At 31.2% G+C, this 26,035-nt stretch carries 22 protein-coding genes; 14 read left to right on the top strand and 8 right to left on the bottom strand.

Annotated elements, in window-relative coordinates:
• Window positions 1–3: 3 nt before the first annotated feature.
• The 3 genes from KM029_RS03150 to KM029_RS03140 are packed head-to-tail and all read left to right on the top strand — an operon-like array spanning window position 4 to window position 2,991.
• Window positions 4–396, top strand: a complete 393-nt coding sequence (locus KM029_RS03150; RefSeq protein ID WP_144075331.1) for an HIT family protein — start codon at window positions 4–6, stop codon at window positions 394–396.
• A 26-nt stretch (window positions 397–422) separates the two neighbouring features.
• Entirely contained in the window at window positions 423–2,450 is a 2,028-nt protein-coding gene (gene ligA / locus KM029_RS03145) for an NAD-dependent DNA ligase LigA (protein WP_144075330.1), read from the top strand.
• Between the two features lies 1 nt (window position 2,451).
• A complete protein-coding gene (locus tag KM029_RS03140) occupies window positions 2,452–2,991 on the top strand; it encodes a DUF6913 domain-containing protein (protein ID WP_144075329.1) in 540 nt (179 codons plus the stop codon).
• A 49-nt stretch (window positions 2,992–3,040) separates the two neighbouring features.
• On the opposite strand, the gene KM029_RS03135 is transcribed toward KM029_RS03140, so the two are convergent.
• The 3 genes from KM029_RS03135 to KM029_RS03125 form a co-directional block, all read right to left on the bottom strand.
• Window positions 3,041–3,217: a histone H1 gene (locus KM029_RS03135; protein WP_144075328.1), complete on the bottom strand. Its 177-nt coding sequence runs from the start codon at window positions 3,215–3,217 to the stop codon at window positions 3,041–3,043.
• A 158-nt stretch (window positions 3,218–3,375) separates the two neighbouring features.
• Window positions 3,376–4,620, bottom strand: coding sequence for an aminotransferase class I/II-fold pyridoxal phosphate-dependent enzyme (locus KM029_RS03130; RefSeq protein ID WP_144075327.1), 1,245 nt, complete (start codon window positions 4,618–4,620; stop codon window positions 3,376–3,378).
• A gap of 195 nt (window positions 4,621–4,815) precedes the next feature.
• A complete protein-coding gene (locus KM029_RS03125) occupies window positions 4,816–5,811 on the bottom strand; it encodes a DUF6588 family protein (protein ID WP_144075326.1) in 996 nt (331 codons plus the stop codon).
• Between the two features lie 99 nt (window positions 5,812–5,910).
• On the opposite strand from KM029_RS03125, the gene KM029_RS03120 reads away from it, so the two are divergent.
• Both KM029_RS03120 and KM029_RS03115 read left to right on the top strand, forming a co-directional pair.
• A complete protein-coding gene (locus KM029_RS03120; RefSeq protein ID WP_144075325.1) occupies window positions 5,911–7,014 on the top strand; it encodes a hypothetical protein in 1,104 nt (367 codons plus the stop codon).
• A gap of 157 nt (window positions 7,015–7,171) precedes the next feature.
• Entirely contained in the window at window positions 7,172–7,534 is a 363-nt protein-coding gene (locus tag KM029_RS03115) for a hypothetical protein (RefSeq protein ID WP_184679459.1), read from the top strand.
• A gap of 61 nt (window positions 7,535–7,595) precedes the next feature.
• Here the strand turns inward: KM029_RS03115 and rlmD are convergent, their stop codons facing one another.
• Genes rlmD through tamL form a run of 3 tightly spaced genes read right to left on the bottom strand, consistent with a single transcriptional unit; the run spans window position 7,596 to window position 12,106 of the window.
• On the bottom strand, window positions 7,596–9,005 hold the full coding sequence (gene rlmD / locus KM029_RS03110; RefSeq protein ID WP_144075323.1) for a 23S rRNA (uracil(1939)-C(5))-methyltransferase RlmD: 1,410 nt from the start codon (window positions 9,003–9,005) through the stop codon (window positions 7,596–7,598).
• 33 nt (window positions 9,006–9,038) lie between these two features.
• Window positions 9,039–9,545: a 2-amino-4-hydroxy-6-hydroxymethyldihydropteridine diphosphokinase gene (folK, locus tag KM029_RS03105; RefSeq protein ID WP_144075322.1), complete on the bottom strand. Its 507-nt coding sequence runs from the start codon at window positions 9,543–9,545 to the stop codon at window positions 9,039–9,041.
• Window positions 9,546–9,580: 35 nt separating this feature from the next.
• A complete protein-coding gene (gene tamL, locus KM029_RS03100) occupies window positions 9,581–12,106 on the bottom strand; it encodes a translocation and assembly module lipoprotein TamL (RefSeq protein WP_184679458.1) in 2,526 nt (841 codons plus the stop codon).
• Between the two features lie 242 nt (window positions 12,107–12,348).
• On the opposite strand from tamL, the gene KM029_RS03095 reads away from it, so the two are divergent.
• Window positions 12,349–13,320: a M48 family metallopeptidase gene (locus KM029_RS03095; RefSeq protein ID WP_144075319.1), complete on the top strand. Its 972-nt coding sequence runs from the start codon at window positions 12,349–12,351 to the stop codon at window positions 13,318–13,320.
• Between the two features lie 74 nt (window positions 13,321–13,394).
• On the opposite strand, the gene dnaB is transcribed toward KM029_RS03095, so the two are convergent.
• Window positions 13,395–15,083: a replicative DNA helicase gene (gene dnaB, locus KM029_RS03090; RefSeq protein ID WP_144075318.1), complete on the bottom strand. Its 1,689-nt coding sequence runs from the start codon at window positions 15,081–15,083 to the stop codon at window positions 13,395–13,397.
• Between the two features lie 269 nt (window positions 15,084–15,352).
• Between dnaB and KM029_RS03085 the strand changes: the two genes are divergently transcribed.
• From KM029_RS03085 to KM029_RS03065, 5 genes are read left to right on the top strand one after another with little or no spacing between them, the layout of a single operon-like run.
• Window positions 15,353–16,720 carry a UDP-N-acetylmuramate--L-alanine ligase gene (locus tag KM029_RS03085; RefSeq protein WP_144075317.1) on the top strand — a complete coding sequence of 456 codons (1,368 nt, stop codon included), beginning with the start codon at window positions 15,353–15,355 and terminating at the stop codon, window positions 16,718–16,720.
• 57 nt (window positions 16,721–16,777) lie between these two features.
• Window positions 16,778–17,788 carry a UDP-N-acetylmuramate dehydrogenase gene (gene murB, locus KM029_RS03080; RefSeq protein ID WP_221465147.1) on the top strand — a complete coding sequence of 337 codons (1,011 nt, stop codon included), beginning with the start codon at window positions 16,778–16,780 and terminating at the stop codon, window positions 17,786–17,788.
• Window positions 17,789–18,802 (top strand): potassium channel family protein, encoded by a 1,014-nt coding sequence (locus KM029_RS03075; RefSeq protein ID WP_144075315.1) that lies wholly within the window; start codon window positions 17,789–17,791, stop codon window positions 18,800–18,802.
• Window positions 18,802–19,482: a porin family protein gene (locus KM029_RS03070; protein WP_144075314.1), complete on the top strand. Its 681-nt coding sequence runs from the start codon at window positions 18,802–18,804 to the stop codon at window positions 19,480–19,482. Before KM029_RS03075 ends, KM029_RS03070 begins: the two co-directional genes overlap by 1 nt.
• Window positions 19,483–19,485: 3 nt before the next feature.
• The gene (locus KM029_RS03065) at window positions 19,486–20,268 is read left to right on the top strand and encodes a C40 family peptidase (RefSeq protein ID WP_144075313.1); all 783 of its coding nucleotides are present in this window, start codon (window positions 19,486–19,488) and stop codon (window positions 20,266–20,268) included.
• Window positions 20,269–20,309: 41 nt separating this feature from the next.
• Here KM029_RS03065 and KM029_RS03060 read toward each other — a convergent pair whose 3' ends face one another.
• Window positions 20,310–21,935 (bottom strand): GMC oxidoreductase, encoded by a 1,626-nt coding sequence (locus KM029_RS03060; RefSeq protein WP_144075312.1) that lies wholly within the window; start codon window positions 21,933–21,935, stop codon window positions 20,310–20,312.
• A gap of 355 nt (window positions 21,936–22,290) precedes the next feature.
• Here KM029_RS03060 and KM029_RS03055 point away from each other — a divergent pair, with 355 nt between their 5' ends.
• From KM029_RS03055 to KM029_RS03045, 3 genes are all read left to right on the top strand, one after another.
• Entirely contained in the window at window positions 22,291–23,709 is a 1,419-nt protein-coding gene (locus tag KM029_RS03055) for a basic amino acid/polyamine antiporter (RefSeq protein ID WP_144075311.1), read from the top strand.
• A 96-nt stretch (window positions 23,710–23,805) separates the two neighbouring features.
• Window positions 23,806–25,032, top strand: coding sequence for a DUF445 domain-containing protein (locus KM029_RS03050; protein ID WP_144075310.1), 1,227 nt, complete (start codon window positions 23,806–23,808; stop codon window positions 25,030–25,032).
• Between the two features lie 115 nt (window positions 25,033–25,147).
• Window positions 25,148–25,849: an MORN repeat-containing protein gene (locus tag KM029_RS03045; protein ID WP_144075309.1), complete on the top strand. Its 702-nt coding sequence runs from the start codon at window positions 25,148–25,150 to the stop codon at window positions 25,847–25,849.
• Window positions 25,850–26,035 lie beyond the last annotated feature (186 nt).

Below are 26,035 nucleotides of genomic sequence, written 5' to 3'. Positions count from 1 at the left end.
ATTATGGCATCAATTTTCACAAAAATAATTAATGGTGAAATACCATCACATAAGGTTTTTGAAGACGATAATTATTATGCCTTTTTAGATATATCACCGGTTCAAAAAGGACATACACTTGTTATTCCTAAAAAAGAAGTTGATGATATTTTCGACCTCGATGATGAAACATTAGCAGGATTATATGTTTTTGCAAAAAAAGTAGCAAAAGGTATAAAAGCTGTATTTCCATGTAATAGAGTTGGGCATGCTGTTATTGGCTTAGAAGTACCACATGCACATATGCATTTAATACCAATTAGCGGTTTGAATGATATGAATTTTAAAAATAAGATTGATCTAACACAAGAAGAGTTAGCAGAGATTGCTAAAAAGATCAACAAACAAATTAACTAGTATAAATTAGATATTGCTTAATATTTATGACAATAGAAAAAGCTAAAGAACGCGTTGATGAGTTATCAAAAAAACTTCACGATTTAAATAAAAGGTATTATGTAGATGGTGTTCAAGATATTTCAGATCAAGAATTTGATTTGATGATGCATGAACTTCAAGAACTAGAAGTGAATTTCCCCACACTTCTAAAAACAACATCTCCAACACAAAGAGTAGGTGGCGAACCAACAAAGAATTTTAAAACAGTTGCACATGAGTCACCAATGTTATCTCTATCAAATACTTATAATAAAGAAGATTTGATAGAGTTTAACGACCGTATACTAAAAGACCTTAATACACAAGTTGATTATGTATGTGAACTAAAGTATGATGGTGTAGCTATCAGTTTAATTTATGAACATGGTGCATTAATACAAGCTGTTACAAGAGGTGATGGAGTTCAAGGTGATGATGTTACAGTAAATGCAAGAACTATTCGTTCTCTTCCTTTACAATTAGTTGGAGACTACCCAGAACGATTTGAGGTTAGGGGTGAAGTGTTTATGAGTAAAAATTCGTTTTTAGAAAACAACAAACGTATTGAATTTGAAAATGTTGAACGAGTAGCTAATAATAAGAAAGCTCAAGTCTTACTTGCTAATCCTAGAAATGCATGTGCTGGTGCATTAAAGCAACAAGATCCTAAAAAAGTAGCAGAGCGAAAATTAGATGTTTATATCTACGGTATAGTAGGCCAGGTAGAAAATATTACAACTCATTTTGATGGACTCAATAAGTTAAAAGAATGGGGTTTTAACCTTCCTAATACTTATGAAAGAGTAAAGTCCATTGATGAAGTTTGGGCATTTATTGAAAGATGGGGTGATGATAGACATAACTTACCATTAGAGACTGATGGAGTTGTTATAAAAGTAGATAGTGAAGAATTTCATAAAAAATTAGGTGCTACCGCAAAAAGTCCACGTTGGGCAATTGCATATAAATACAAAGCTGAAGCAGCAAAAACTTTATTAAAATCAGTCACTTATCAAGTAGGAAGAACAGGTGCAATAACTCCTGTTGCAAATCTAGAAGCAGTACAGCTCGCCGGAACTACTGTAAGAAGAGCCTCTTTACATAATGCCAATGAAATGGCTAGGCTAGACTTACACATCAATGATAAAGTCTATGTTGAGAAAGGTGGTGAGATTATACCAAAAATTACAGGAGTTGATGTTAGTGAACGAGATCAAGAAGCAAAACCTCTTGAATTTATAACAAATTGTCCTGCTTGTAATTCTGTTTTAGAACGTCAGGAAGGAGAAGCCCAGCATTATTGCCTAAATATAACTAGTTGTCCTCCACAAGTGAAAGGTAGGATACAACATTTTGTAGCACGAAAAGCTATGAATATTGATTCTATAGGTGGTGAAACAATAGATCAATTAATTGAAAAGGGGTTAATTTCTGATGTTGCTGATTTTTATGATTTAACACCTGAGGCGCTAAGTGAAAAAATGGAACGCTTTAAAGATAAATCAATTGAAAATCTTTTAAACGGGGTAGAAGCTTCAAAGAATATTCCTTATGAAAGAGTTCTATTTGCCTTAGGAATTAGACACGTTGGAAGTACCATAGCAGAGAAATTATGTGAGGTATTTAAGAATATAGAAGAACTACTGAGTGCTACAGAAGAACAAATAGCTGAAGTTTATGAAGTAGGTGGTCAAATAGCTAAAAGTATAATCAGTTTTAAAGAAGTTCCTGAAAATTTAGTTCTTATTGAGCGTCTTAAAAATGCGGGTTTACAATTTGAAGTTATTGAAAAAGAAACTGCAGGTACTTTAGAAGATAAGCTTTTTGTTTGTACAGGAACTTTTGAAATTTTTAGTAGAAATGAAATGCATGATCTTATTAAAGAACATGGAGGGAAAGTAAGAACTTCTATATCTGCTAAAATTGATTATTTAGTTGCTGGTGAAAAAGCAGGTTCAAAATTGAAAAAAGCAGAGAAACTAGGAATTACTGTTTTAACAGAAGAAGAATTTAAAAATTTAATCGAAGGGTAATATGTTAGACTTATTTAAAAATAAGCTTTTAAACTATAAGCTTAATAAAGTTGATAAGAGTAATGATATTGTTCACAATAATAAATTACCTCTAAAAGATTCTTCATCTGTAGGTTTACTTCTTTATATAAAAGACACAGAAAAGCTACAAAGTCTTTTAAATGAAATGCGTATTATTGATAAAATTTTACCAAAAAATGTAAAAAATATTGATATAATATTTATTTCAGAAACTTCGAAAATTCAATTTGATATTCCGTTCAATTGTAAGGTAATTCCTTTATCTAAAATAGACTGGAATAAGAATGATATTCAAAGTGATATCCAACGATTTATAAATCATAAATTTGATTATCTCTTTACCTTTTCTTATAATATCTCCAAAATATTAGATCGGTTTGCACACCAATCTTATGCAACTTGTAGAGTAGCACTAGGGGAGCATCAAGATGTAGAATCTTATGAGATGAAACTGATTTACGATCAAGTTTCTTTTACGGAAAGGATTAGAGCAGCAATTGATATATTAAATAGGATGTAAAAAAAAGGGATAAGTTGTAAAACTTATCCCTTTTTTATGGTTAAAAGAATTAACCTTGATTTTTGATATCTTGGATTTCAAGACGGATATCTTGAGCAAGTTTTTTGATATCTTGCATGTTCTTTCTTACTCGAGTTCCAGCTGCAGCAACTTTGCTGTTGTAGAATTTCTGTGCGTCTTCTTCAGTTTGCTGAATAAGCTCTTTAAGTTCTGTGAATTTGTCCATTTTTTTAATATTAATTTCTAACGATGAATTAAATTAAGTGTATAGCAATTTATATAATTCTTACTTAAATGCACAATAAAAAGACATAAAAAAAGGGCAAAAACACGTTTTTTTTACGTTTTTTCGCCCTTTTATATTTTATCTAAAATCTTTCTCGATTAAGAGAAGATTTGAGGTTCTGCATTTGCATACTCTCCAGATTCTAATTTATGTTTTACAGCTTTAAAAGCTTCGATCGTAACTGCTACATTCTCTAAAGAGTGAGATGCAGTAGGAATTAATCTTAACATAATTACACCTTTAGGAACTACAGGGTAAACTACAACAGAACAGAAAATATTATAATTTTCTCTTAAGTCCATAATCATATTTACCGCTTCATTTTGTCCACCTTGTAAGAATACAGGAGTAACAGGAGTATCAGTTTTACCAATATCAAAACCGTTTGCTTTCAAACCATCTTGTAGGTTGGTAGCAACTTCCCATAATTTATCTTTTAGTTCAGGCATTGTACGAAGCAATTCTAAACGCTTCAAGTTACCTTTTACTAATGGCATTGGTAAAGTTTTTGCAAAAATCTGAGAACGAGTATTGTATCTAAGATATTCAATAACTTGCTCGTCAGAAGAAATAAATGCACCAACAGATGCCATTGATTTAGCGAAAGTAGAGAAGTAGATATCAATTTCATCTTGACATCCTTGTTCTTCACCAGCACCAGCACCAGTTTTACCTAAAGTACCAAATCCGTGAGCGTCATCAACTAACATACGGAAATTGTATTTTCCTTTAAGGTCTGCAATTTCTTTTAATCTACCTTGGTCACCTAACATACCGAATACACCTTCAGTAATAACTAAGATAGCACCACCAGTTTCTTCAACTAGCTTTGTAGCTCTTTGTAATTGCTTTTCACAGCTTTCAATATCATTGTGAGGGAATACAAATCGCTTACCAACATGCATTCTTAATCCATCAATAATACATGCATGACATTCAGAATCGTAAACAACAACATCTTTTCTATCAAGTAAAGCATCAATTACAGACATGATACCTTGGTAACCGAAGTTTAACACCATTGTATCTTCTTTGCCTACAAATGAACTAATTTCTTGTTCGAACTCCTCAATTAGGTTTGAATTACCTGACATCATACGAGCACCCATTGGGTAAGCTAAACCGTATTCAGCAGCAGCATCAGCATCAGCTTTTCTAACTTCAGGATGATTTGCTAATCCTAAATAGTTATTTAAACTCCATGTTAATACTTCCTTGCCTCTAAATGTCATGTTTGGAGCAATTTCTCCTTCAAGTTTAGGGAATGCATAATATCCATGTGCCATTTTAGAGTGAGACCCTAATGGTCCTCTATCCTGAAGAAGTTTTTCAAATAAATCCACGATATAGTCTTATTTTAATGCTTGAAACATTATCTATTTTACAATCATAACAGCATAGAAATATGATTAATATTTGACCACGATAAGGGTAATTAAATTCATTATTTCTAATTGCAGGAACAAAAATCGTTTAATTAGCGCTAAATCATACTATTTTCAAGTTCCATTTAAGAAATCTTAACAAAATTATACACTTTATTTTAAAGTTAAGCCTAATCCTGTAGAAATTAAGTGGTATTCTGAATAGCTGTAATCCCCATTTATGAATACCAAACCAAACTTTAGCATAATTCCACCACCAAATTTCCATGCTTTTAACTCATATTCTTCTGTTACTCCATTAGGAGGAATATTTAGTGTTTCTTCCGGATTATATTGCAAAGTATAATCACCTACTAATTGAAGGTTATTCTTACTATATGCAAACCCTGAAGAAACATAAAAAGTGACCAACGGAAACGTTTTTGAAAGTATTGCTTCAAAATCTCCTCCTCGTGTTGTAAAAAGCATATTTCCAGGGTTCACAACTGGAGCCACCATACTTTGTTCCAATGGATATAATCCATCTGCCTGAGTATAAGCTGCAGAAACGCTTAAATCAAAAGGTGATTTTTCTTTATAAAACCATTGTACAATATTATGCTTTATACCAGCACCCCACATTTTTATTTCAATACCATTATATTCTAACTTTGGAAAAATACGTCCCATTAGTTCTGTATTTTTAAAAATTCCAAGCCCAAATTTAAAAAATGGGAGAGGGGCTACCGATAAATTAACTCCACGTGTTGCAGGAATTATTGATTCTGTTCCATCATCATTTTTAACTCCGATTACAGAAGAGGCAGTGTTAGAACCAAAGAATGTAGGTACTTGTGTATTCCCAGATATAATTCTTACTCCATCAATTCCATCAACTGAATAAGTCAGTTTATTATCAGGAATTAAAACTGCAGCTGTACCAATACTAATATCAAAACCAATAGGTCTGTGTGGACGAGCAGTGTGATTCCACCCCATACTTATTGCCCATGAGTAACTTTCAGCTAAAGGATTTGTATACCTTTTGAACAACTCTAAGCTAGATTTTTGTGCATTGGGTCCTTTAGTTGCAAAAATTGATAATATATCTTGTGCTTTACAAAAATTGGCAACAAGTAAAAAGAGTATTGAAGTATATACGTATTTCAATGAATAGGATTTTTAAGTTCACTTATCAAATATACCATTATAGATGAAATTGACAGTATTATTATTGTATATATTGCATTTTAGTTGCAATTTGCAACTATGAAAATTAACCAACTTGAACAAATAGAATTAGAATTTGAAATTCTTATTCAAAAGGATAGGAGAAATTGGCTTAGAGTAGCAAAACTATTAGACCAAATAGAAAGTACACAATTATATAAATTAAGGTCTAGATCATTTACTGAATATGTAAAAGGTTTAGCTGATAAAAATAGAATTAATATATCTACATTATGGAGAGCTAGGTCTGGTGCTAAATTATATCTTGAAATATTAGGTATGCATGAACTATCAGAATTAGATGAATCGGTAGTAAAAACAACTCCTGAACAATTAGAAACCTTTAGTAAAGTTAGAACAATTGCACCTACTAAAATTGTTGAAGAGGTAAAAGCCAAGATGCTTGAAGGTGAAAACATGCGACATGAACTAAAGGAATTGTGGCATATCTATAGACCTCTGAAAGGTGGTAAAACTGAACGAGGTAGAAAGAAAGAAGGGGCATATGTAATTGAAGATAAAAAGGATAAAACACAATTTGTAGTTCCTTATAATCTTAAAAACTCAATAGAAAACGAACATGTAGAAGATAATTCCATTGATAGATACTGGGAAGATTTAAAGAAAATGGAAAAATATCAGCTCTCTAGTGAAAATTTAGCTAGAGCAAATATTCTAAATGCCTTAAGATCTGATCAATGGTTAGCAAGAACTTTAAATGTTGATTTTTGTTCAAGACATGAACATCTTATTGCTTTTAACTTAGCTTCATTTACTTCAATTGATATTTTAAGTCTGTGTAAGGCAAATAAAGATGATACTTTAAGACCAATTGTTATTGGTGCTCATATTCTCACAGAAATAAATGATTTAAATAAGGAGCGTCAAAAAATTATTAAAAAATTCGAGTACTGTGATTATTTCTATATCGCAATTCCTTTAAATAACGAGTATATAGAGAAAGTTGAAGGATTTACGAAGAAATACCCAAACATTGGAATCATATGTGTTGGAGATACTGTTGGAGAAGATAATAAACATGTTTGTAAAATTTACAAGCTGGCTAAATTCAATAAAATCAGTGCTCAGAATGAATATATAATTATGCAAAAATGTATGGAAAGACTTCTTGGATGGACTTAGTACTATATTATTACATATAATTAATGTTATGTTAAATAGAGGTTTTAATTAATATAATTACTTATATTTAAATATCTATACTACTACTCACTTACCTATGCTACTTGATATAAAATCAGAAATCCACAATATATTTTTTGATTCCAAAAAAAGTTTAATGACTAATAGTTGGTTACATAATGATGTTATTGAACTAAATAATGACTGTTATAAAAATGAAGTAATAAATTGGATTGATGCATTTCATAAATACTCACCCTCATTTTGTATTTCTGATCTAAGAAACTTTAATTATAAATTATCAGAAGAACTTCAACAATGGTCAGCTGAATATTCTAGAAACAATATTAGGAATTCGCTTATTCAAAAATATGCTGTAATAGTAAGCAAAGATTTTATGACGCATGTTGCTATAGAAAACATTCTTGATGAATATAATGCTAGTTATGAGTTTCAATACTTTCTTAAGTTAGAAGATGCAATGAATTGGATATTTCATAATTACCCCCCTACTCTATAAAAAAATAGTCTTCACCATTAATCCATGATGAAGACTACTTAATAAACAATTATAATTACTATTATTTCAATTCTAAAGCAACTACATTTTCTACATGGTATGTTTGAGGAAACATATCAACAGGCATAACTCTTGTCACTTTATATTTAGGATCTAATAGTGCTAAATCTCTTGCTTGTGTAGCTGGGTTACAACTTACGTAAACAATTCTTTTAGGTTCAACTTCAAGAATCTGATTAATTACAGCTTCATGCATACCAGCTCTAGGAGGATCGGTAATAATAACATCTGGATCACCATGCTTCTTAATAAAATTCTTTGTCAAGATATCTTTCATATCACCAGCAAAGAATTTACAATTATCGATGCTATTTAATTCAGAATTAATCTTGGCATCTTTAATTGCATCTTCAACATATTCAATACCAATTACTTCTTTTGCTTTTCTAGAAACAAACTGAGCAATCGTACCAGTTCCTGTATATAAATCATACACTCTTTCTTCTCCAGTTAAATCTGCAAATTCACGAGCTACTTTATAAAGGTTATATGCTTGATCAGAATTGGTTTGATAAAAAGATTTTGGACCTACGCGGAACTTCAAACCTTCCATTTCTTCTACAATATAAGGTAATCCATTGTATACCTTAAAGTCTAGATCATGGTAGCTATCGTTCTTCTTCTGATTAATTACATATAGTAATGATGTGATTTGAGGGAATTTCACTTTCAGGTTTTCCATAAAAAGATCAATCTGTTCTTGATCGTTATCATGGAACTGTACCATTACCATTAAATCTTTAGTTGAAGAAGTTCTAATAATAAGGTTTCTTAATAATCCTTTTTCATCATAATGATTAAAAGCAGTCAAGTTATTATCTAAAACAAATTGATACGCCTCTTTACGAATTTCATCTGAAGGCTTATTTTGTAAATAGCAATCGTTTAAATGAAGTACTTTATTCCACATTCCTGGTAAATGTAAACCAATCCCTCTATTCTCTCTTGTAGGGTCTTCTGTTTCCATTTGCTCTTTCGTTAACCATCTATTTGATGTAAACGTAAAGTCCATTTTATTTCTGTACTCTCTTGTTTGTTCAGAACCTAAAATACTTTCAATTTCAGGTAAATCAATTTTACCAATTCGAGTCAGCTGGTCTACAACTTGTTTTTGTTTGTAATGCAATTGCCACTTATAATCTAACATTTGCCATTTACATCCGCCACAAACACCAAAATGCTCACAGAAAGGTTCTACTCTCTTATCAGAATATTCATAAAACTTGATAGGACGAGCTTCCATAAATGTTTTTCTCTTCTTTGTTACTTGAAGATCACAAACATCTCCGGTTACTGCACCTGTAACAAAAACAGTCATATTATCTTCAGTTTTAGCAATTGCCTTGCCTTCACTTCCAACATCAATGATTGTAACTTTCTCTAACACTATGTTTTTCCTTCTTCTTGCCATTATATCTTTACTTACTATATAGTAATTGTTCTCTTATTTAATTGATGTTCTCTCCAACGTTAACTTTTTTACAGGTAACTGGTCATCACAGTGCAAAAGTAAATCACTGCAGGATTGATTTAAAATTGGATGAATAAAGTTTGGTAAAATTTCTGTTAATGGTTCCAATGTAAACCTTCTTTTATGCAACCATGGGTGTGGAACTTTTAGATGTTCAGTAGAAATAATTTCATTTGAATAAAATAATATATCAATATCAATAATTCTAGCTCCCCATTTCTCTTTACGAATTCTACCTAATTTATTCTCAATCTCTTGAGTAAGAGTTAATAAATCATTACTAGGTAAGTTTGATTCGCAAACTACAACTTGATTGTAATAAGAAGGTTGATCTTCCTTTCCCCACGCAGCTGTCTCATATATTTTAGAGCTTTTTGAAATTTCACCAATACTGTTATGAATCTCTCTTACAGCATTGTTTAGTGTAGCTAATTTGTCTCCTAAATTAGCTCCTAGTAAAAGCACTATTTGATTTGTCATCCTTCTATATATTTTTGAATCGCAAAAATAGTAAATTAGAATGGATACCCTATACCTATATTAAATTCTGTTGTACCTTTTCCTAAAAAATTATATCCTGCCACAAATCTGTCCCCTTCTTTTCTTGCTGGATCATATATTTTTGTACCTATATCAAAACGTACGAGTAAAAATGAAAAGTCCATTCTTGCTCCAATTCCAGCTCCAATTCCAAATTCTTTCCAAAAACGGTTGAATTCAAAATTACCTCCAGGACGTGTATTGTCTTCTTCAATTAACCAAACATTAGATGCATCTATAAATAATGCCCATTGGAATAACCTTGAAATCTTGTAACGCCACTCTGCATTTAACTCAATAATAATATCGCCTGGCTGTTCATAACTATAATCAAAAGTACCGTTTGAGTTTTGTGGTGGTGTATAAGAACCAGGACCTAAACGTCTTGGTCTCCATGCTCTATTACTATTTCCCCCCCCAGAAAAGAAATATTTTTCATAAGGTAATGCATCTACCTCTCCATAAGATTTAGCAATACCCATATGAATTCTTGAAGCAAAGAAATGCTTTTTCTTTTCTCCAATTGGAGTAATACGTCTTAAATCAGAATATACTTTAAAGAACTTATAATATCTAAGTCCATATATAGATCCCGGTTCACTACCCGTCATAGAATTTACTAAATCAAGTGCATTACCACCTAACTCTCCAAAAAGTTTCACATAAGTAGATTTAGAAGAACTAGTAATATAGTCTCCCCTCATTCTTGAAACACTTAAATGCATACTGGATACAAAAGAGTTATCAAAAGAATAATGTAATGTGTTTCCTTGTTCTGCTAATTGCTGTAACCTTACTCTAAAACTATTACTAAGAAATGGAGTGTTCACAATGTTTAAATCGGCTACAGAAAGTTCAAATAAATCTTCTTTTCTATTTCTCCATTCATATCCAAAAAGACCTTTTATATTAAAACGTGTATATTCTGGTCTACTTACGTATGCAATATCTGATAGAATTTTAGTTTTAGCCGTTCTAACGTAAAACGATTTATCTAATTTGTTTGCAAAAGGAACTAAAGGTCTTGGTATTTTCAAGATAGTACTAAAACCATATTCAGTACCATTATATAATTCGTTTACAGTTTCTGTTACACTAGCCTGTGCTTCTAGAGAAAAACGACCTCGAAATTCTAGAGATTCAGCACCTCTAAATATATTTCTTGATTTTAAAGATAAGCTTGCAAACGGACCAGGTAAAGATCTACTTACATTTAAACCAGTTTCAAAAGCATATTGATACTTATTGAATGAGCTAGCATAAATCATTGCATTTAAGGAATCATTTCCTGCCTTTAAATATTCAATATTCACGAATTTAAAAGCATCCATCTGACTCAAAAACTGCCTAGTATCTGTACTTAAAGCTTCTTTATAAGGTTCACCTTCTGCTATTGATATTTTACCATCAAGTATCTTTGGCTTATAATGCTTTCCATGCTGATAGTACTGTACATTTTTATAATCAAGAGAATCTGTTTCATCTTTCTTATTATTTGGGTCTGTTTCAACAGTAATATCTTTGATGAAATATTTTGTGTGCTTATCTCCTTTTTTGGGTGAATCTAAATATACTACTACATCAACTTTTCCATGTACTTTGTTAGTATCAACATCAAAATGAATGTATGATGATGAAAAATCGAAATACCCTGAGTTTTTAAGTAGTTTAGTTATTCTTGTTCGTTCATTCTGAATCTTAATTTCAGAATATTTTGTATGCTTTTTTAATTTATTTTTTTTATTGTTAGATAAGATCACATTGTAAACATCCCTATCTGATACTTTATATTTTACATCATTAATTTTCCACTGAATACCTTCATCTACTTTATAAGTTTCTTTTACAAATGGATACTTGTAATCAGTAATAGTATCATATTCAAATGTAGTTGTAGCATTTAAAAAACCTTTTGTAACTAACGCCCTTTGTATAATTTGACTAGTATTTTGAGCATCCGTTGAATCGAAATAAGAAGGTGCTTCACCAGCAGATCGCATTAGCCAATTCCCTTTTTCTACTCTCAGTTGTAGCTTTTCTGTTTTAGTAATTGATTTAGATTTAATCTTTCTCAATTTTCTAATACCAGATAAAGAATCTCGAATACTTCGTTTTTCTAATTTGTGAATTTCTTTATAAGACGTATATATATCCTGTTTATACAATGAATCTAATATCTCATTATTTTCTTCAATTTGTCTTTGAAGCTCATTCTCTCTAACGGTAATTAGCGTTTCGTAGTATTCCGTTAAATCATAATATTTTAAACTATCTTTTTGATAATTTTTGATATATATCTTCTCTCCTTTCTGATAAAAATATAGAGGTAGTTTGATTTTTGTCCCAAGGAGTGTTCTATTGGGTTTTTGACGAATATAAGATTCTATAGTAGATCTATCACTGTACCTAACACCTTCTAGTTTTTGTTTAACCAATAAACTTCTATCCTCTTCTAGGTCTTTATAAGAAACACAACCTGCAAGAAACAAAGTTAAAAACAACAGTATGTAGCGTTGCTGTTTAATCAAAAGTATTAATATGAAAATGAAAGATAATTTAATTGAAAATTGATCTTCTCTAAAAAAATAGTGATAGAAAAAATGTCAACAAATATACTATTGTAGAATCCGTAATACAAAGTTTATACTTTGGATATGTAGAAATGAATTGAATAAAATAGTTTTAGTAAAAAATAGTTTATTAAATTGGTAACTAATTATAACATTACTCCAATTTTCAAACAATGACTTCTAAAGAATTAAAACTAAAAAAAGTTCACTTCACTGATATCAACTCAAGTACTTGGGAACATCCTGCCGACAAACTAGCCTTAAAAACAGTAAAAAGCCTTAAAGGTTTTGATACAATACTAAAATTCATTTTTAGTAAAACAACAGAGAAGTCTCTTAGATTAATGACACTTGCATCTGCAGTAAGAGTAAATGAAGTGCAGTTTCCTAAAGTGTATGAACTATTAAAAGAAACTTGCCAAATTTTTGATATTGAAGAATTACCTGAGTTATATATCTCACAAAACCCAATTCTTAATGCTGGTGTAATTGGTGTTGACAAACCATTTATTGTTCTTAATTCAAGTACACTAGATGCTTTTAATGATGAAGAACTACAATCTGTCATTGCTCATGAAATTGGGCATATATTAAGTGGGCACTCTTTGTATAGAACACTACTTCAGATTCTATTAAAAATATCAATTTTTGATTTTGGTATTCCTCTTGGTGGAGCGGCAATTATGGGAATAATTATGGCTCTAAAAGAATGGGAACGAAAAAGTGAATTATCCGCAGATAGAGCAGGTTTACTTGCTGTTCAAGATCCTGAAAAATGTATACATACTCTAATGAAAATAGCTGGAGGTGGTCAGATTGATCAGATGCATTTAGGTGAATTTATCAAACAAGCAGAGGAGTACCATGAATTGTCTGGTGTGATAGATACTACCCACAAGTTTTTAAATACCATTCTTCAAACTCATCCATTTCCTGTAACAAGAGTACAAGAATTATTAAAATGGGTGCAAAGTGGTGAATATGAAACTATTTTAAATGGAGAACACATCACTAATACAGCCTTAGCAGACGATAAATATTTTAAAAATGAATACAAAGATGATTTTAAGAAAGTAACAGAACCAATTGTTGAAACAGCAAAAGATGCGACAGATTATGTGAAAGACTTTTTTAATAATCTCTAAGTTTCTGATTCGATCAAGTTACTTTAGTATATGAAAAAGGCTACTTCGATTATTTCGAAGTAGCCTTTTTCATTTTAAAATGGAGGATCTGAAGGAGGAGGTGGTGGTGGATTATCATCTCTATTCAATTTTGAAGGAAGAGTTTGATATTCTTGTCCATCATCTTGCCCTTGATTATCAGTTGGAGGAAGATCAAAATCAGGAGGCATTGATATTGCATTTCCTTGATCAAATCCAACTTCTCCACTTGGTGGCATACCAATAGGTTGAGGTGGTGCACCGGCAAAACCGCCACCCATGTCCATGCCACTCATCATATCATCATGGCCCATAAAAGAACCTTCATCCCAATCTGCAAACTTGGTAAATTGACCAATAAATCTTAGGCGAACATTTTCTAAACCACCACTACGGTTTTTAGAAATAATTACTTCACCCATACCTTTAGTTGAATTACCTTCTTCGTCTTCATCTAATCCATAATACTCTGGACGATATAAGAACATAACCATATCTGCATCTTGCTCAATAGATCCAGATTCACGAAGATCGGATAATTGAGGTCGTTTATCTCCACCACGTGTTTCAACAGCACGGCTTAACTGAGATAATGCAATAACAGGTACATTTAATTCCTTTGCGATTTGTTTTAATGACCTAGAAATAAAGGCAATTTCTTGTTCACGGTTACCCTTAGATTTGCTATCACCACCACTCATCAATTGAAGATAATCAATCACAATCATTTGAATATCATGCTGTGCCTTTAGCCTTCTACACTTTGCTCTTAATTCTAGAACAGTTAATGCAGGAGTATCATCTATATAAATTGGAGCAGAAGAAAGTTGGCCGGTTTTATCAACCAGTTTTCTCCATTCTTGCTCTGTAAGATTTCCTTTCTTTAATTTTTCACTTTCTAATTCAGCCTCAGCAGAAACTAAACGTTTTACTAACTGAGCAGCTGACATCTCTAGAGAAAATATTGCTGTTGGCTTTCCGAAACCAACAGAAGCATTTCTACAAGCTGAAAGAATAAAGGCCGTTTTACCCATTGCTGGTCTTGCGGCAATAATAATAAGATCTGATGGTTGCCAACCAGATGTTACCCTATCAAGATTTGTAAATCCTGAAGGAACACCCGTAAAATCATTATCGTTATCTCTTAGTTCTTCTAACTCATGAAAAACTTCTTTCACAACCTCGTTCATGCCCATATAATTCTTACGGACATTTTCTTCTGATACTTCGAATAAAGATGTTTCCATTTTATCTAAAAGATCAAAAACATCTGTAGTATCATCATAGGCCTTTAATTGAATCTCATTAGATACATTAATAAGCTTACGTTTGATTGCATATTCTTGAAGAATACGAGCATAGTGAAGAACGTTCGCAGATGAAGTGACATTTTGAGTAAGTTTAGCGATGTATCCTACACCTCCAACTTTCTCTAGTTCACCAGATTTACGAAGTTCCGTTACAATTGTCATAGCATCAACAGGTTCACTCCTATTAAAAATCCCAACAATTGCATTATATATATATTGATGTGCTTCTCTATCAAAAGTCTCTGTCTTCAGTACCTCGATAACTTCATTTAGTGCTTCTTTTTCTAAGATTAAAGCACCAAGTGTCACTCTTTCTAAGTTGTGGTCACACGGTCTTTTCTTTGCATTCACTAAATCAAGTCCTACTGCCTCAGGTGTATTTTGACTGTAAGCAGATTGAATTAAACTACTTCTGCTACTATTAGACTTATCCATAAATACAAAATTACAGAGTTTTCTAGAATTTTCTAACTACTTGCATCAAGACTTGATACATTTTTGAAGTTATTCAAGGTTATTGTCAATGAATGAGCGTTTTAAAATGGTAAGAGATCTAAAAATTGCTCAATTAGTTGCCAAAAGAGAGAAAATTATCTCAAAATAAATCGAAATGATCTCTCTTTTTTTAACTAAATATTGCAATTTATCTTACTTTTGTTGTTCTGAAGAAAACGATTAGGAAATAGAATACTATATATAAATACATGAGAGTTCATTTTATAGCGATTGGCGGCAGCATTATGCATAACCTTGCAATTACTTTGCAACAAAAAGGATATAATGTATCAGGATCTGACGATCACATTTATGAGCCTGCTTCATCAAACCTAAAAAAGTTTGATTTACTTCCTGAAGAATTTGGATGGCATCCAGAGAAAATTACAAAAGATATTAACGCTGTAATTTTGGGTATGCATGCTCGTAAAGACAACCCTGAGCTATTAAAAGCGAAACAATTGGGTTTGAAAATATATTCTTTCCCTGAGTATGTATATTCTCAAACAAAAAATAAACAAAGAATTGTAGTTGCAGGAAGCCATGGTAAAACTACGGTTTCATCTATGATCATTCATGTACTTAGCTATTGGAACATTGAATGTGATTATTTAGTTGGTGCAGCTTTGAAAGGTATTGAAAGACCTGTTAAACTTACTGAGTCAGCTCCTGTTGTTATTCTAGAAGGAGATGAGTATATGTCTTCTCCGTTAGATTTAAGACCAAAGTTCTTAAACTATCATCATCATATTGGTGTAATTACTGGCATTGCATGGGACCATGTCAATGTGTATCCTAAATACGAAGATTACGAAAAACAATTTGAGTTATTTATTGAAGAGTCTCCAAAAGCTGGAGTTTTAATTTACTCAACTGATGATAAGGTCCTTAAAAAGTTAGTGAAGAAATCTACCATCTCAGGAGATGTAGATGTTATTCCTTACGAGAAAATGAAGTCTAAATTAAAAGACGGAACAACTTTCTTAACAGGTGGGTCTGTTAATACAGCAACAAAAGTATTTGGTGAGCATAACTTACAAAATATGACTGCTGCAATGGAAGTTTGTAAACGTCTTAATGTTAGCAAAGATGAATTTATAGAAGCGATTGCATCTTTCGAAGGTGCTGCTTTAAGAATGCAATTGGTTAAAGATTTAGGTACAACCAAAGTATTTAGAGATTTTGCTCATGCCCCTTCTAAAGTTAGAGCTACTGTAAATGCTTTAGCAAAACAATATGCAAAGAAAGATGTAGTTGCATGTTTAGAGTTACACACATTTAGTAGCTTAACTTCAACGTTTCTTTCTGAGTATGCTAAAACATTAAAAGAAGCTGATATTCCTTTAGTTTACTTTAACCCTAAGGTTGTAGAAAATAAAGGTTTAGAAAAAATTACAGCTGAAGATATCTACAAAGCATTTGATCAAAAAAATGTTGAAGTATTTACTGATGAAAAAGCTTTGTATCAACGTTTAAAAGAAATTGATTGGGAGAATAAGAATTTATTATTAATGTCTTCAGGACAGTTTAATAAAATGCCAATTGATGAATTAGTTGAGTTTATCGCATCAAAATAATATAACCTACTATCCATGCTTATTTCTAAATTAAGCATGGATATTTTTTAACGCATCATGATTGAAACAAACAAATCTTTATTACCCTATCATACTTTTGGCGCCAAAGTGAATGCAAAATATTTCACTACTGCAAAATCATCTCATGAATTAGCTGAAATTATATCAGAAAATAATAATAATAATGAATTTATGATTATTGGTGGTGGTAGTAATGTACTTTTCACAAAAGATTATGAGGGGCTAATCATTAAAAATGAGATTAAAGGTTTTGAAATTATTGATGAAGATGATTCTACAGTAACATTAAAAATTGGTGCTGGTGAAAATTGGCATAATATAGTGATGAAAACAGTTGAAAAGGGATGGCAAGGTATAGAAAATCTAGCACTAATTCCTGGAACTGTTGGAGCCTCTCCTATTCAAAATATCGGTGCGTATGGTGTAGAAGTAAAAGATGTAATTCAAGAAGTTGAGGTACTCGATTACTCAGACTTTACATTAAAAACTTATTCGGCTAAAAAATGCCAATTTGGTTATAGAAATAGCATTTTTAAAAATGAATTAAAAGGCAAAATCTCTGTAATATCTATTACTATTAAATTAAATAAAGATTGGTCTTTTAATACAAGTTACGGGGCTATTAATGATGTACTTTCTAAAAAACCAGATTTAGAGGTTACCCCATTGAGAGTTGCCAATGTGATAATAGGCATTCGTAACTCAAAATTACCAGACCCTAAAGAAATAGGTAATTGTGGTAGTTTTTTTAAAAACCCAGTATTAGCAAATACAATTGCAGATTCAATTCTAAAAGAATATCCAAATGCACCCCACTATCCTGTTGGTGATGATTTTACTAAAATACCTGCTGGTTGGTTAATTGAAACAACTGGATGGAAAGGAAAATCAAAAGGCAATGTCGGAACCTATCCAAAACAGGCTTTAGTCTTAGTTAACAACGGAGGCGCTACTGGAGAAGAAGCATGGGATTTAGCTATGACTATTCAACAAGATGTTTATAATAAATTTTCAATAAAAATAGAGCCAGAGGTAAATATTGTATAAATGAGAGCATTATTAGCCAAAGTACTTCCTGCTTTTGGAGTGATATTTTTTATCATGATTATTGGTACTGTTGGTTTCATGGCAACTTCTAGTTACCCTGTAGAACCAATGGACGCTTTCTTTATGACGGCTATTACTATTACTACTATTGGTTATGGTGAAGTTATTCCTCTTGATAATAACCCTGTAGGTAGAGTTTTTGCTATTTTTATTGCGTTTTCTGGTATAGGAACTTTTACCTATATCGCCACTTCTCTATCCGCATTCTTTTTAGAAGGGCACATACAAGAAGAATTTTTTAAACGAAGAGCCTTACGCATGATCAATACATTAAATAATCATTTTATAATATGTGGTTTAGGCCGTGTTGGTCTACGCATAGCAGAAGAACTTGATAAAGCTGATAAGCACTTTGTCTTTATTGAGAAAGATGAAGAAATATATAGACAGTACCGAAGAGAGTATAAACATGCTTATGGTATTGTTGGTGATTGTACAATGGACGAGACATTAATATCTGCAGGCATAAAACAAGCTGATGGTATTTTTATCTGTACCAATGATGACAACTTAAACTTAGTTACTACTTTAACAGCAAGACAGCTTAATGCTAGTTTTAGAATTGTTTCTGCAAATAAAAAACCTGCTTTTAGAGATAAATTAATTTCTGTTGGTGCTAATGAAGTTGTATCTCCACATTCTATTGGTGGACGTAGAATGGCTATGGAAATGATACGACCAAATATTACTACATTTTTAGATGTTGTCAGAAGAGATAAAACAGAGCTTTTTAAATTAGAAGAAATTACAATACCCGAGAAATGTCATGGTAAATCACTAAAAGATTTAAAGATACATGAACTCCCTTCTACTTTGGTATTAGCCATAAGAGAGGGACAAGAGTGGTTTTTCAAACCTTCAATTGATCAGCAATTTACTTCCAAATCTGTTCTTCTAATCATGACAAATGAAGAAGAAAAAGCGTATATTAAAGAACGCTTATCAATTATATAATGAGTTTTAAACAAAAAATAGCATTATTCTTTTTTATTATTTCACTGTACTCTGGTACTGTGCACTTTAGTCATGCTCAAGAAAATGAAGAGGATGAAAATAAAGAAATGCATACAGATGAAAAAGAACATTTTTTGTTTCAAACTAGTAAAGGACAATGGAATGTTGGTTTTGGTTATGGACTTGGTATCGCTTATCAAAACCAGAACCTAAATTTCACCAATAGTCAAGTTCTAATTGATGCTTTTGGAGGGATTTATGCGGGGTATTTCCTTTTTGATAAACTATTATTAAGTGGATACCTTCACGGAGGAATAAGAACTGTTTCCTTTAGTTATAGTAATAAGAATTCAGAATCTTTTTTAGGTGGAGGACCAAAAATACGACAATACCTCAAGAATGGTCTTTTTGGAGAAGCATCATATACGAGAAGCAAAACAGAACTTTCATATGTAGTAAACGAAAATGTTTCTAAATTTGATGGATTTGCTAACGTTTATGGTGTAGGAGTCGGTTTTGGAAATTTTTGGATGAAAAGAATTTCTTTAGAAGTAATCTTAAATTATTACTACTTAGAAAGTAATTATCAGAATACCCTTATTGATTTAAAAAAAACTTCTAGTAATTTTAGTATTACAGCAAGCATAAGTTTTACAGGAGGTAAAACTAAAACAGAATAGAAAATGAAGCCAAAATTTGGACTCTGTATATATAGCACTTTAGCAGTTAGAGGAAAAGCTGCCCACTCTTCAGAAATGATTTCACAATTACTGTATGGAGAATTGTATCAAATATTATCATTTAATAGATCTAAAGAGTGGATAAAAATTAAAATGATTAAAGATGATTACGAAGGTTGGATTACTTATGGGCAACATTCTGATGTTTCTAATGAATATGCACAAAGATATTTATCAGAAGAACATCCTATTGTTACTCGTTTAATTTACCCAATATTCGATAATCAAAAAACTATTCATTTATCTGTTGGTTCTACACTCCCATTCCATTATGATAAGTGTGATGAAATGCAATTAAAATACGCCAAATTACACAGTATATTACCTTCTTTAAATAATGAGAACCCTGTAGATACAGCAAGTAAATACTTAGGCGTACCTTACTTATGGGGAGGTAGATCTATTTTTGGAATTGATTGTTCTGGGTTATCGCAAGCTGTTATGGGTGCTCATGGCATATCGTTACCTAGGGATGCTTATCAACAAGCTGAAATTGGAAAAAAAGTTGCATTATCTAGATCCAAAGTTGGCGATCTTGCCTTCTTTAATAATGAAAAAGGAAGAATAACTCACGTAGGTATTATTTCTGGAAAAGGAAAGATTATACATGCTTCTCATTTTGTAAGAGAAGATAACTTAACCAAAGAAGGAATATTTAGTAATCGTGAAGGAAAATTGACACATACATTAAGTCATATTCAAAGAGTTTCAACGAAATTCGAATAAAAAAAAGGATGAAAGTTTAGAAATGCTTTCATCCTTTTTTATTATGCCTTCACCTGTTTTGCTAAAAGTTGATCTTCTAATTTTATATTTTGATTCCCTTTTTTATCTGGAATCAAAGACATGGCATATTCACTTAAGGAAGTAATCGTTAAACTTGGATTAACTCCTAAGTTACATGGTATTATAGAACCATCTAAAACATACATATTAGGATAATTATGTACCTCAAAAGTGTTTTTAACAACACCCTCTTCAGGAGTACTACCCATTTTACAACCTCCTAAAATATGAGCTGTCATAGGGGTATTTAATAAAATTTCTGAACCTGCATTTAAAGGTACACCTTTTACTTTTTCTGCATATCTATGTAAAACTTTCTGACCTATATCTATATAAGCAGGAACAGCATTACTTTCTTTAGGATCAAAACGGATTGAACCACCAAATAAACCTTTTTTCCATTCTAATTTTAAGCTCTCTTCTAAAGATTGCATTACTAAAAGAATAATTGAATTCTTACCCCAATTTCTGATTTTAAAAGTACTTCTTAAGAAGTCATAAGGATTCGATAGTATATTTCCAACTAATTTTACAGCCCTTACTCCTGTCTTTGCAGGACCTGTTGCTAATGCGGACATTCTACCCATTGCACCAGAATTAGTATTATACTTAACTACTTCTATATGAGTATTTTCATCAGCATTAAAATAAGAACTTATTGCAACAGAATTATTTAAAGCCCTGTCTGCATTCGAAATTCCACAAAGCATTTCAGAATTGGTTCTAATTGCATTACCTAATTGATCTGATAATTTATTTAAATTTTTACTTTCAAACTTTTCTTTAAGTAACAACTTCATTGTGCCTATAACACCCGCACTTACAATTAATCCTTTTGCTTTAATTGTTCTTTTATTTTTATTAAACCAAGATGTGCTCGATTGAACATCAATTAAGTACTCCTTATTTTGATAATGTATTCCTGTAGCAATCGTTTCAGGTAAAATTTCAGCACCAAATTTTTCTGCAAAAAAGAGGTAATTCTTATCTAAAGTATTTTTTGCATTATATCTACAACCAAGCATACAGCCAGCACACTTAATACATCCTTTCCTTTTAGGTCCTAATCCATTAAAGTAAGGGTCTACTTCAGCATTCTCATCACCATAATAGACACCAACATTTACACCACCAAAAGAATCTTCTTTCCCCATTTCTGTCGCAATCTCCTTTAGTAGCATATCTTCTGTATGAAGATCTGTAAAAGGGATGGTTCCAAGCATAAATTTAGCTTTATCATAAAAAGGAAGTAGTGTTTTTTTCCAATTATTATTTAAATGAGACCAAGCCTTATTATTAAAGAATTTATCAGATGGAAACATGTGCGTATTTCCATATACATTACTACCACCACCAACACCAACTCCACCAAGAATAAATACTTCTTTAAAAAAAGTTAGACTTTGAGGGCCAAAACATTTTATAAAAGGAGCCCATAAAAATTTAGGGATATTCCAATCTGTCTTGGGTACATTTTCTGAATTTAATTTCTTCCCCTTTTCTATAACCAATACTTTGTACCCTTTCTCCGAAAGACGCATCGCTGATACGGATCCTCCAAAACCAGAGCCAATAATTACATAGTCATATTCTGTGCTACTATTCATGGTGTTTAAAGTAAGTAGAGTGTAATACTAAATATATTTAATAAAACACTAGATGTTAAGTGATTGAATAATTACTCACTAATATTTAAATATATTTAAATTTAATGAGCATCAAAAACATATTATGAAATTTCGAGATTGTTGTACAATTGAAAGATAAATCAATGGCTATAAAAAATGATAAGAAATTAATTGTTAATTAGGTGTATTCTTATTGAATAGTACTATTAAAACATGCTTAATTTTTATTAACCAATATATACTTCTATCTATATTAATAATATTTAAGTTTTCATCTAAAAATTAATTAAACAAGTACTATTGTATAAATAGAAGTGTGCATGTATACAAAACAATGGAAAATAGAGAAAATAAGGTTGGATTAATTGGATTAATAGCAATTGTTTTTGGTTCAATGGTTGGTAGTGGTGTGTTTAATATTCCTCAGAATATTGCACATGGTGCGGCATTAGGTGCTGTTGTTATCTCATGGATTATTTCGGGCATTGGTATCTGGTTTTTGATACGTTCTTTTGCAATTCTATCTGATCAAAGGCAAGATATTAAATCTGATATTTATGCATATGCTGAAGAAGGTTTTGGAAAATATGTTGGCTTTAATGCTGCTTGGGGATATTGGTTATGTGCTGCTTTTGGTAATGTAGCCTTTGCTGTAATGCTTAATGATGCTTTTGGTTCTTTCTTTCCTATTTTACTAAATCATAGTAAAGAAATGATCATTGTTGGTTCAGTATTTATTTGGATAATGAATTTCCTATCAATGTATGGTACACGAAATACTGCATTTTTAAATACTATATCAACTATAGCTAAATTCATTGGCTTAATTGCAATTGTTGGTTTAATGCTTATTTATACTGAGATTGATAACTTCAATTTTGACATATGGGGTTCTTCATTAAATTTAGGTAGTGTCAGCAGTCAAATTAAAAGTACCATGATGGTTACATTATGGTGTTTTATTGGAATTGAAGGAGCTGTAGTTATTTCTACAAAAGCTAAAAAAAGAGAAGATGTATCTAAAGCAACTGCTATTGGTTTTTTTGCTGCATTAGTTATTTATGTATTAATATCTGTTCTATCATTCGGGTTAATGAAACAACCTGATTTAGCCCAACTTATTACACCTTCTACGGGTGGAGTAATAGCAAATGCTGTTGGAGAATGGGGTGTTACTTTTGTCAATATATGCGTTATATTTTCAATTTTAGGAGCATGGATTGCATGGACAATATTAGTAGCAGAAGTACCTTCTCAAGCCGCAAAGAATGGCGTAATGCCAACGTTTTTTGATTCAGACAATAAACACGGAGCTCCCAAAAGTTCATTGATTATTTCGAGTATAGTTATTCAAATAACATTATTATGTGTAGTATTTGCTCAGCATGTTTACCTCGCTGCAATTAATATTGCTGGTGTAATGATATTACCTACATACTTTCTAAGCTCACTATTTTTAGTAAAAGAAGCATATAACCGAAAAATCTATAAACAAGACATTAAAAAAAGAAGAAAAGCATTTATGATTGGCTTCCTATCTTCAATTTATTGTGCTTGGTTAATGTACGCTGCTGGTTTAAATTATATATTAATGTCTTCAATTTTTTATGCAATAGGTTTTGGATTCTATTATCAAATGCATAAAAAAAGTACTTTTATATTAACTTATAAAGAACGAATACTTGCTGCAATATTCATTTTTATTGCTTTAATTGAGTTGTATCTTCTTTTTAGTGGAAAGGTATCTGCATAAACAACAGTATATATCATTCATAAAAAAACTCCTTTAAAATATATTTAATGGGAGTTTTTTTTGTTTTGAGTTAAAAACAACTTGTAACTTAGCTTAATGGATTCAACTTTTACTATTAATGATTTTTTCTTATATATTTCAATTCCTCTTATTAGTGGTTTTGTAGGATGGTTCACAAATTTTGCAGCAATCAAAATGATGTTCTACCCTATCCATTTTTTTGGAATACGTCCTTTTGGTTGGCAAGGTATAATACCAACTAAATCAACTAAAATTGCATCAAAATCTGTTGATTTACTTACTGCTAAACTTTTAAAAATAGAAGATCAGTTTGCCTTATTAGATCCAGATATTGTGTCTCATGAAATGGAAGAATCACTTTCAAGAGTTACAAGAAAAACTGTAGATCTTATAATGCAATCAGAAATTCCCTACTTATGGGAAAACTCACCTACTTCTGTAAAAATATCTATTTATGAATCAATAGAAGAAAAAATTCCTGGAGTTACTGAAAAAATTCTCTTTGATATAGGTCGCAACATCAGAGAAATGCTCGACCTTAAGAAACTTACTTTAGACACCGTTCTAGAAAAGCCCGGACTTTTAAATGAAATTTTCATGAAGTGTGGTGAGAAGGAATTTAAATTTATTGAAATCTCAGGTTTATACTTTGGGTTTCTATTTGGGTTGGTTCAAATGGTTATTGCATACTTTTATAATCCATGGTGGCTTTTACCTCTTTTTGGTGTATTTGTAGGGTATGCGACAAACTGGCTAGCATTAAAATTGATTTTCGAACCAAAAGAACCTATTTATTTCTTAGGAATGAGGTTTCAAGGATTGTTTCTTCAAAGGCAAATTACAGTTGCCGAAGTTTACTCAAAAATTATAACACAAGAAATCCTTACTACAGAACGTATTTTTAGATATACACTTCAGAATACAGGTAAAAAAAAGTTGTCTGAAATATTTAATATCAGAATTAGTGAATTAGTAGATGATACATACGATGATATTAAAGATGTAATTCAAAAATTTGTAGATGAAGATTTTGCCAAAAAGCATTTAGGTATTGTTAAAAATATAGCTCATTTTACTTTTATGGCAGAATTTCATATTTGCTTAAGAGACGCATTCCCCTATGCCGATCAGGTCTTTGATTTAAAAAATAACATTCAAAAGAAAATAGAAGATCTACCCTACGAAGATTTTGAAGGGCTTCTTAGACCAGCTTTCAAAGAAGATGAATGGATTTTAATAAGTGTTGGAGCAATTTTAGGTGGTTGTGCTGGGGTACTGCAGTTTATTCTGCTCTTTCAATAAATAACTGATTCTCTGAGTTAAATTGAACATTAATAAGAACTAATAATACTTAACAAAGTGACCTTTTGATGTCCTTTATATGTCATATTTGTAGTAACAAGGTAAAATCTACAGTATGTTAAAACAAACTTATATCCTTATCGCTTTTATTCTTTTTTCTTTTTTTACTAATGCACAAACTTGTGTAGAAGGTGATTGTGAGAATGGACATGGTGAAATGATCTATAAGAACAAAGATTCTTATAAAGGTGAATGGATTAATGGATACCCAAACGGGTCTGGGGTATTTACATTTAATAATAATGAATATTCTGGAGAATTCTCAAACGGAAATTTCGAAGGTGAAGGCACATTAAAATGGGCAGATGGTTCTATTTATAAAGGCCATTTTAAAAGCAATAAATTTAACGGATATGGTGTTTTCTTATGGGTTGATGGTAATCGATATGAAGGTAACTTTGTTGATGATATAATTCAGGGAAAAGGTGATTTTTCTTACAAAAATGGAGATCATTATATTGGTGAATTTTTTGACTCTAGGCCACACGGTAATGGTGTTTATACGTATAAGGATAGACGACAATATATCGGTTCATTTAAAAGGGGTAAAAAGAGAGGTTATGGCGTTTTAATTTTCGCAAATGGTGATATTTATAAAGGTGAATTCAAAAAGGATTTACAAAATGGAAAGGGATCTTTAACCACTAGTTCTGGTTGTATTAATGGATATTGGGTAAACGGGAATTTAAATAAAATATTTAATGAAAGCCCTCCATCAAAAGAAAACCAAAAAACTGATGAGATCATCATGAAATAATAGCATATAATTCTAAAGTCGATAATTATTAATATTATCGACTTTAGAATTATTAATAGTATATTTTTAGTGTTATCATTTTTGATATACCTATAATTACAGCATAGAATACAACCTAATACTTGTTAAAATTAAATTAAGATTACTTCAAAAATTTGATACTCTTCAAGTAATTAACACATTGCA

The sequence above is a fragment of the Flammeovirga kamogawensis genome, from assembly GCF_018736065.1.
In the GTDB taxonomy this organism is placed as follows: Bacteria; Bacteroidota; Bacteroidia; order Cytophagales; family Flammeovirgaceae; genus Flammeovirga; species Flammeovirga kamogawensis.
Note: the sequence above shows the minus strand (reverse complement) of the source record. Positions and strands in the feature narration are given on the sequence as shown.

What these genes read in the sequence shown, in the direction of transcription:
- KM029_RS03150 (WP_144075331.1), top strand. Translation starts at nt 4, where the DNA reads ATGGCATCAATTTTCACAAAAATAATTAATGGTGAAATACCATCACAT.
- ligA (WP_144075330.1), top strand. Translation starts at nt 423, where the DNA reads ATGACAATAGAAAAAGCTAAAGAACGCGTTGATGAGTTATCAAAAAAA.
- KM029_RS03140 (WP_144075329.1), top strand. Translation starts at nt 2,452, where the DNA reads ATGTTAGACTTATTTAAAAATAAGCTTTTAAACTATAAGCTTAATAAA.
- KM029_RS03135 (WP_144075328.1), bottom strand. Translation starts at nt 3,217, where the DNA reads ATGGACAAATTCACAGAACTTAAAGAGCTTATTCAGCAAACTGAAGAA.
- KM029_RS03120 (WP_144075325.1), top strand. Translation starts at nt 5,911, where the DNA reads ATGAAAATTAACCAACTTGAACAAATAGAATTAGAATTTGAAATTCTT.
- KM029_RS03115 (WP_184679459.1), top strand. Translation starts at nt 7,172, where the DNA reads ATGACTAATAGTTGGTTACATAATGATGTTATTGAACTAAATAATGAC.
- rlmD (WP_144075323.1), bottom strand. Translation starts at nt 9,005, where the DNA reads ATGGCAAGAAGAAGGAAAAACATAGTGTTAGAGAAAGTTACAATCATT.
- folK (WP_144075322.1), bottom strand. Translation starts at nt 9,545, where the DNA reads ATGACAAATCAAATAGTGCTTTTACTAGGAGCTAATTTAGGAGACAAA.
- KM029_RS03095 (WP_144075319.1), top strand. Translation starts at nt 12,349, where the DNA reads ATGACTTCTAAAGAATTAAAACTAAAAAAAGTTCACTTCACTGATATC.
- dnaB (WP_144075318.1), bottom strand. Translation starts at nt 15,083, where the DNA reads ATGGATAAGTCTAATAGTAGCAGAAGTAGTTTAATTCAATCTGCTTAC.
- KM029_RS03085 (WP_144075317.1), top strand. Translation starts at nt 15,353, where the DNA reads ATGAGAGTTCATTTTATAGCGATTGGCGGCAGCATTATGCATAACCTT.
- murB (WP_221465147.1), top strand. Translation starts at nt 16,778, where the DNA reads ATGATTGAAACAAACAAATCTTTATTACCCTATCATACTTTTGGCGCC.
- KM029_RS03075 (WP_144075315.1), top strand. Translation starts at nt 17,789, where the DNA reads ATGAGAGCATTATTAGCCAAAGTACTTCCTGCTTTTGGAGTGATATTT.
- KM029_RS03070 (WP_144075314.1), top strand. Translation starts at nt 18,802, where the DNA reads ATGAGTTTTAAACAAAAAATAGCATTATTCTTTTTTATTATTTCACTG.
- KM029_RS03065 (WP_144075313.1), top strand. Translation starts at nt 19,486, where the DNA reads ATGAAGCCAAAATTTGGACTCTGTATATATAGCACTTTAGCAGTTAGA.
- KM029_RS03060 (WP_144075312.1), bottom strand. Translation starts at nt 21,935, where the DNA reads ATGAATAGTAGCACAGAATATGACTATGTAATTATTGGCTCTGGTTTT.
- KM029_RS03055 (WP_144075311.1), top strand. Translation starts at nt 22,291, where the DNA reads ATGGAAAATAGAGAAAATAAGGTTGGATTAATTGGATTAATAGCAATT.
- KM029_RS03050 (WP_144075310.1), top strand. Translation starts at nt 23,806, where the DNA reads ATGGATTCAACTTTTACTATTAATGATTTTTTCTTATATATTTCAATT.
- KM029_RS03045 (WP_144075309.1), top strand. Translation starts at nt 25,148, where the DNA reads ATGTTAAAACAAACTTATATCCTTATCGCTTTTATTCTTTTTTCTTTT.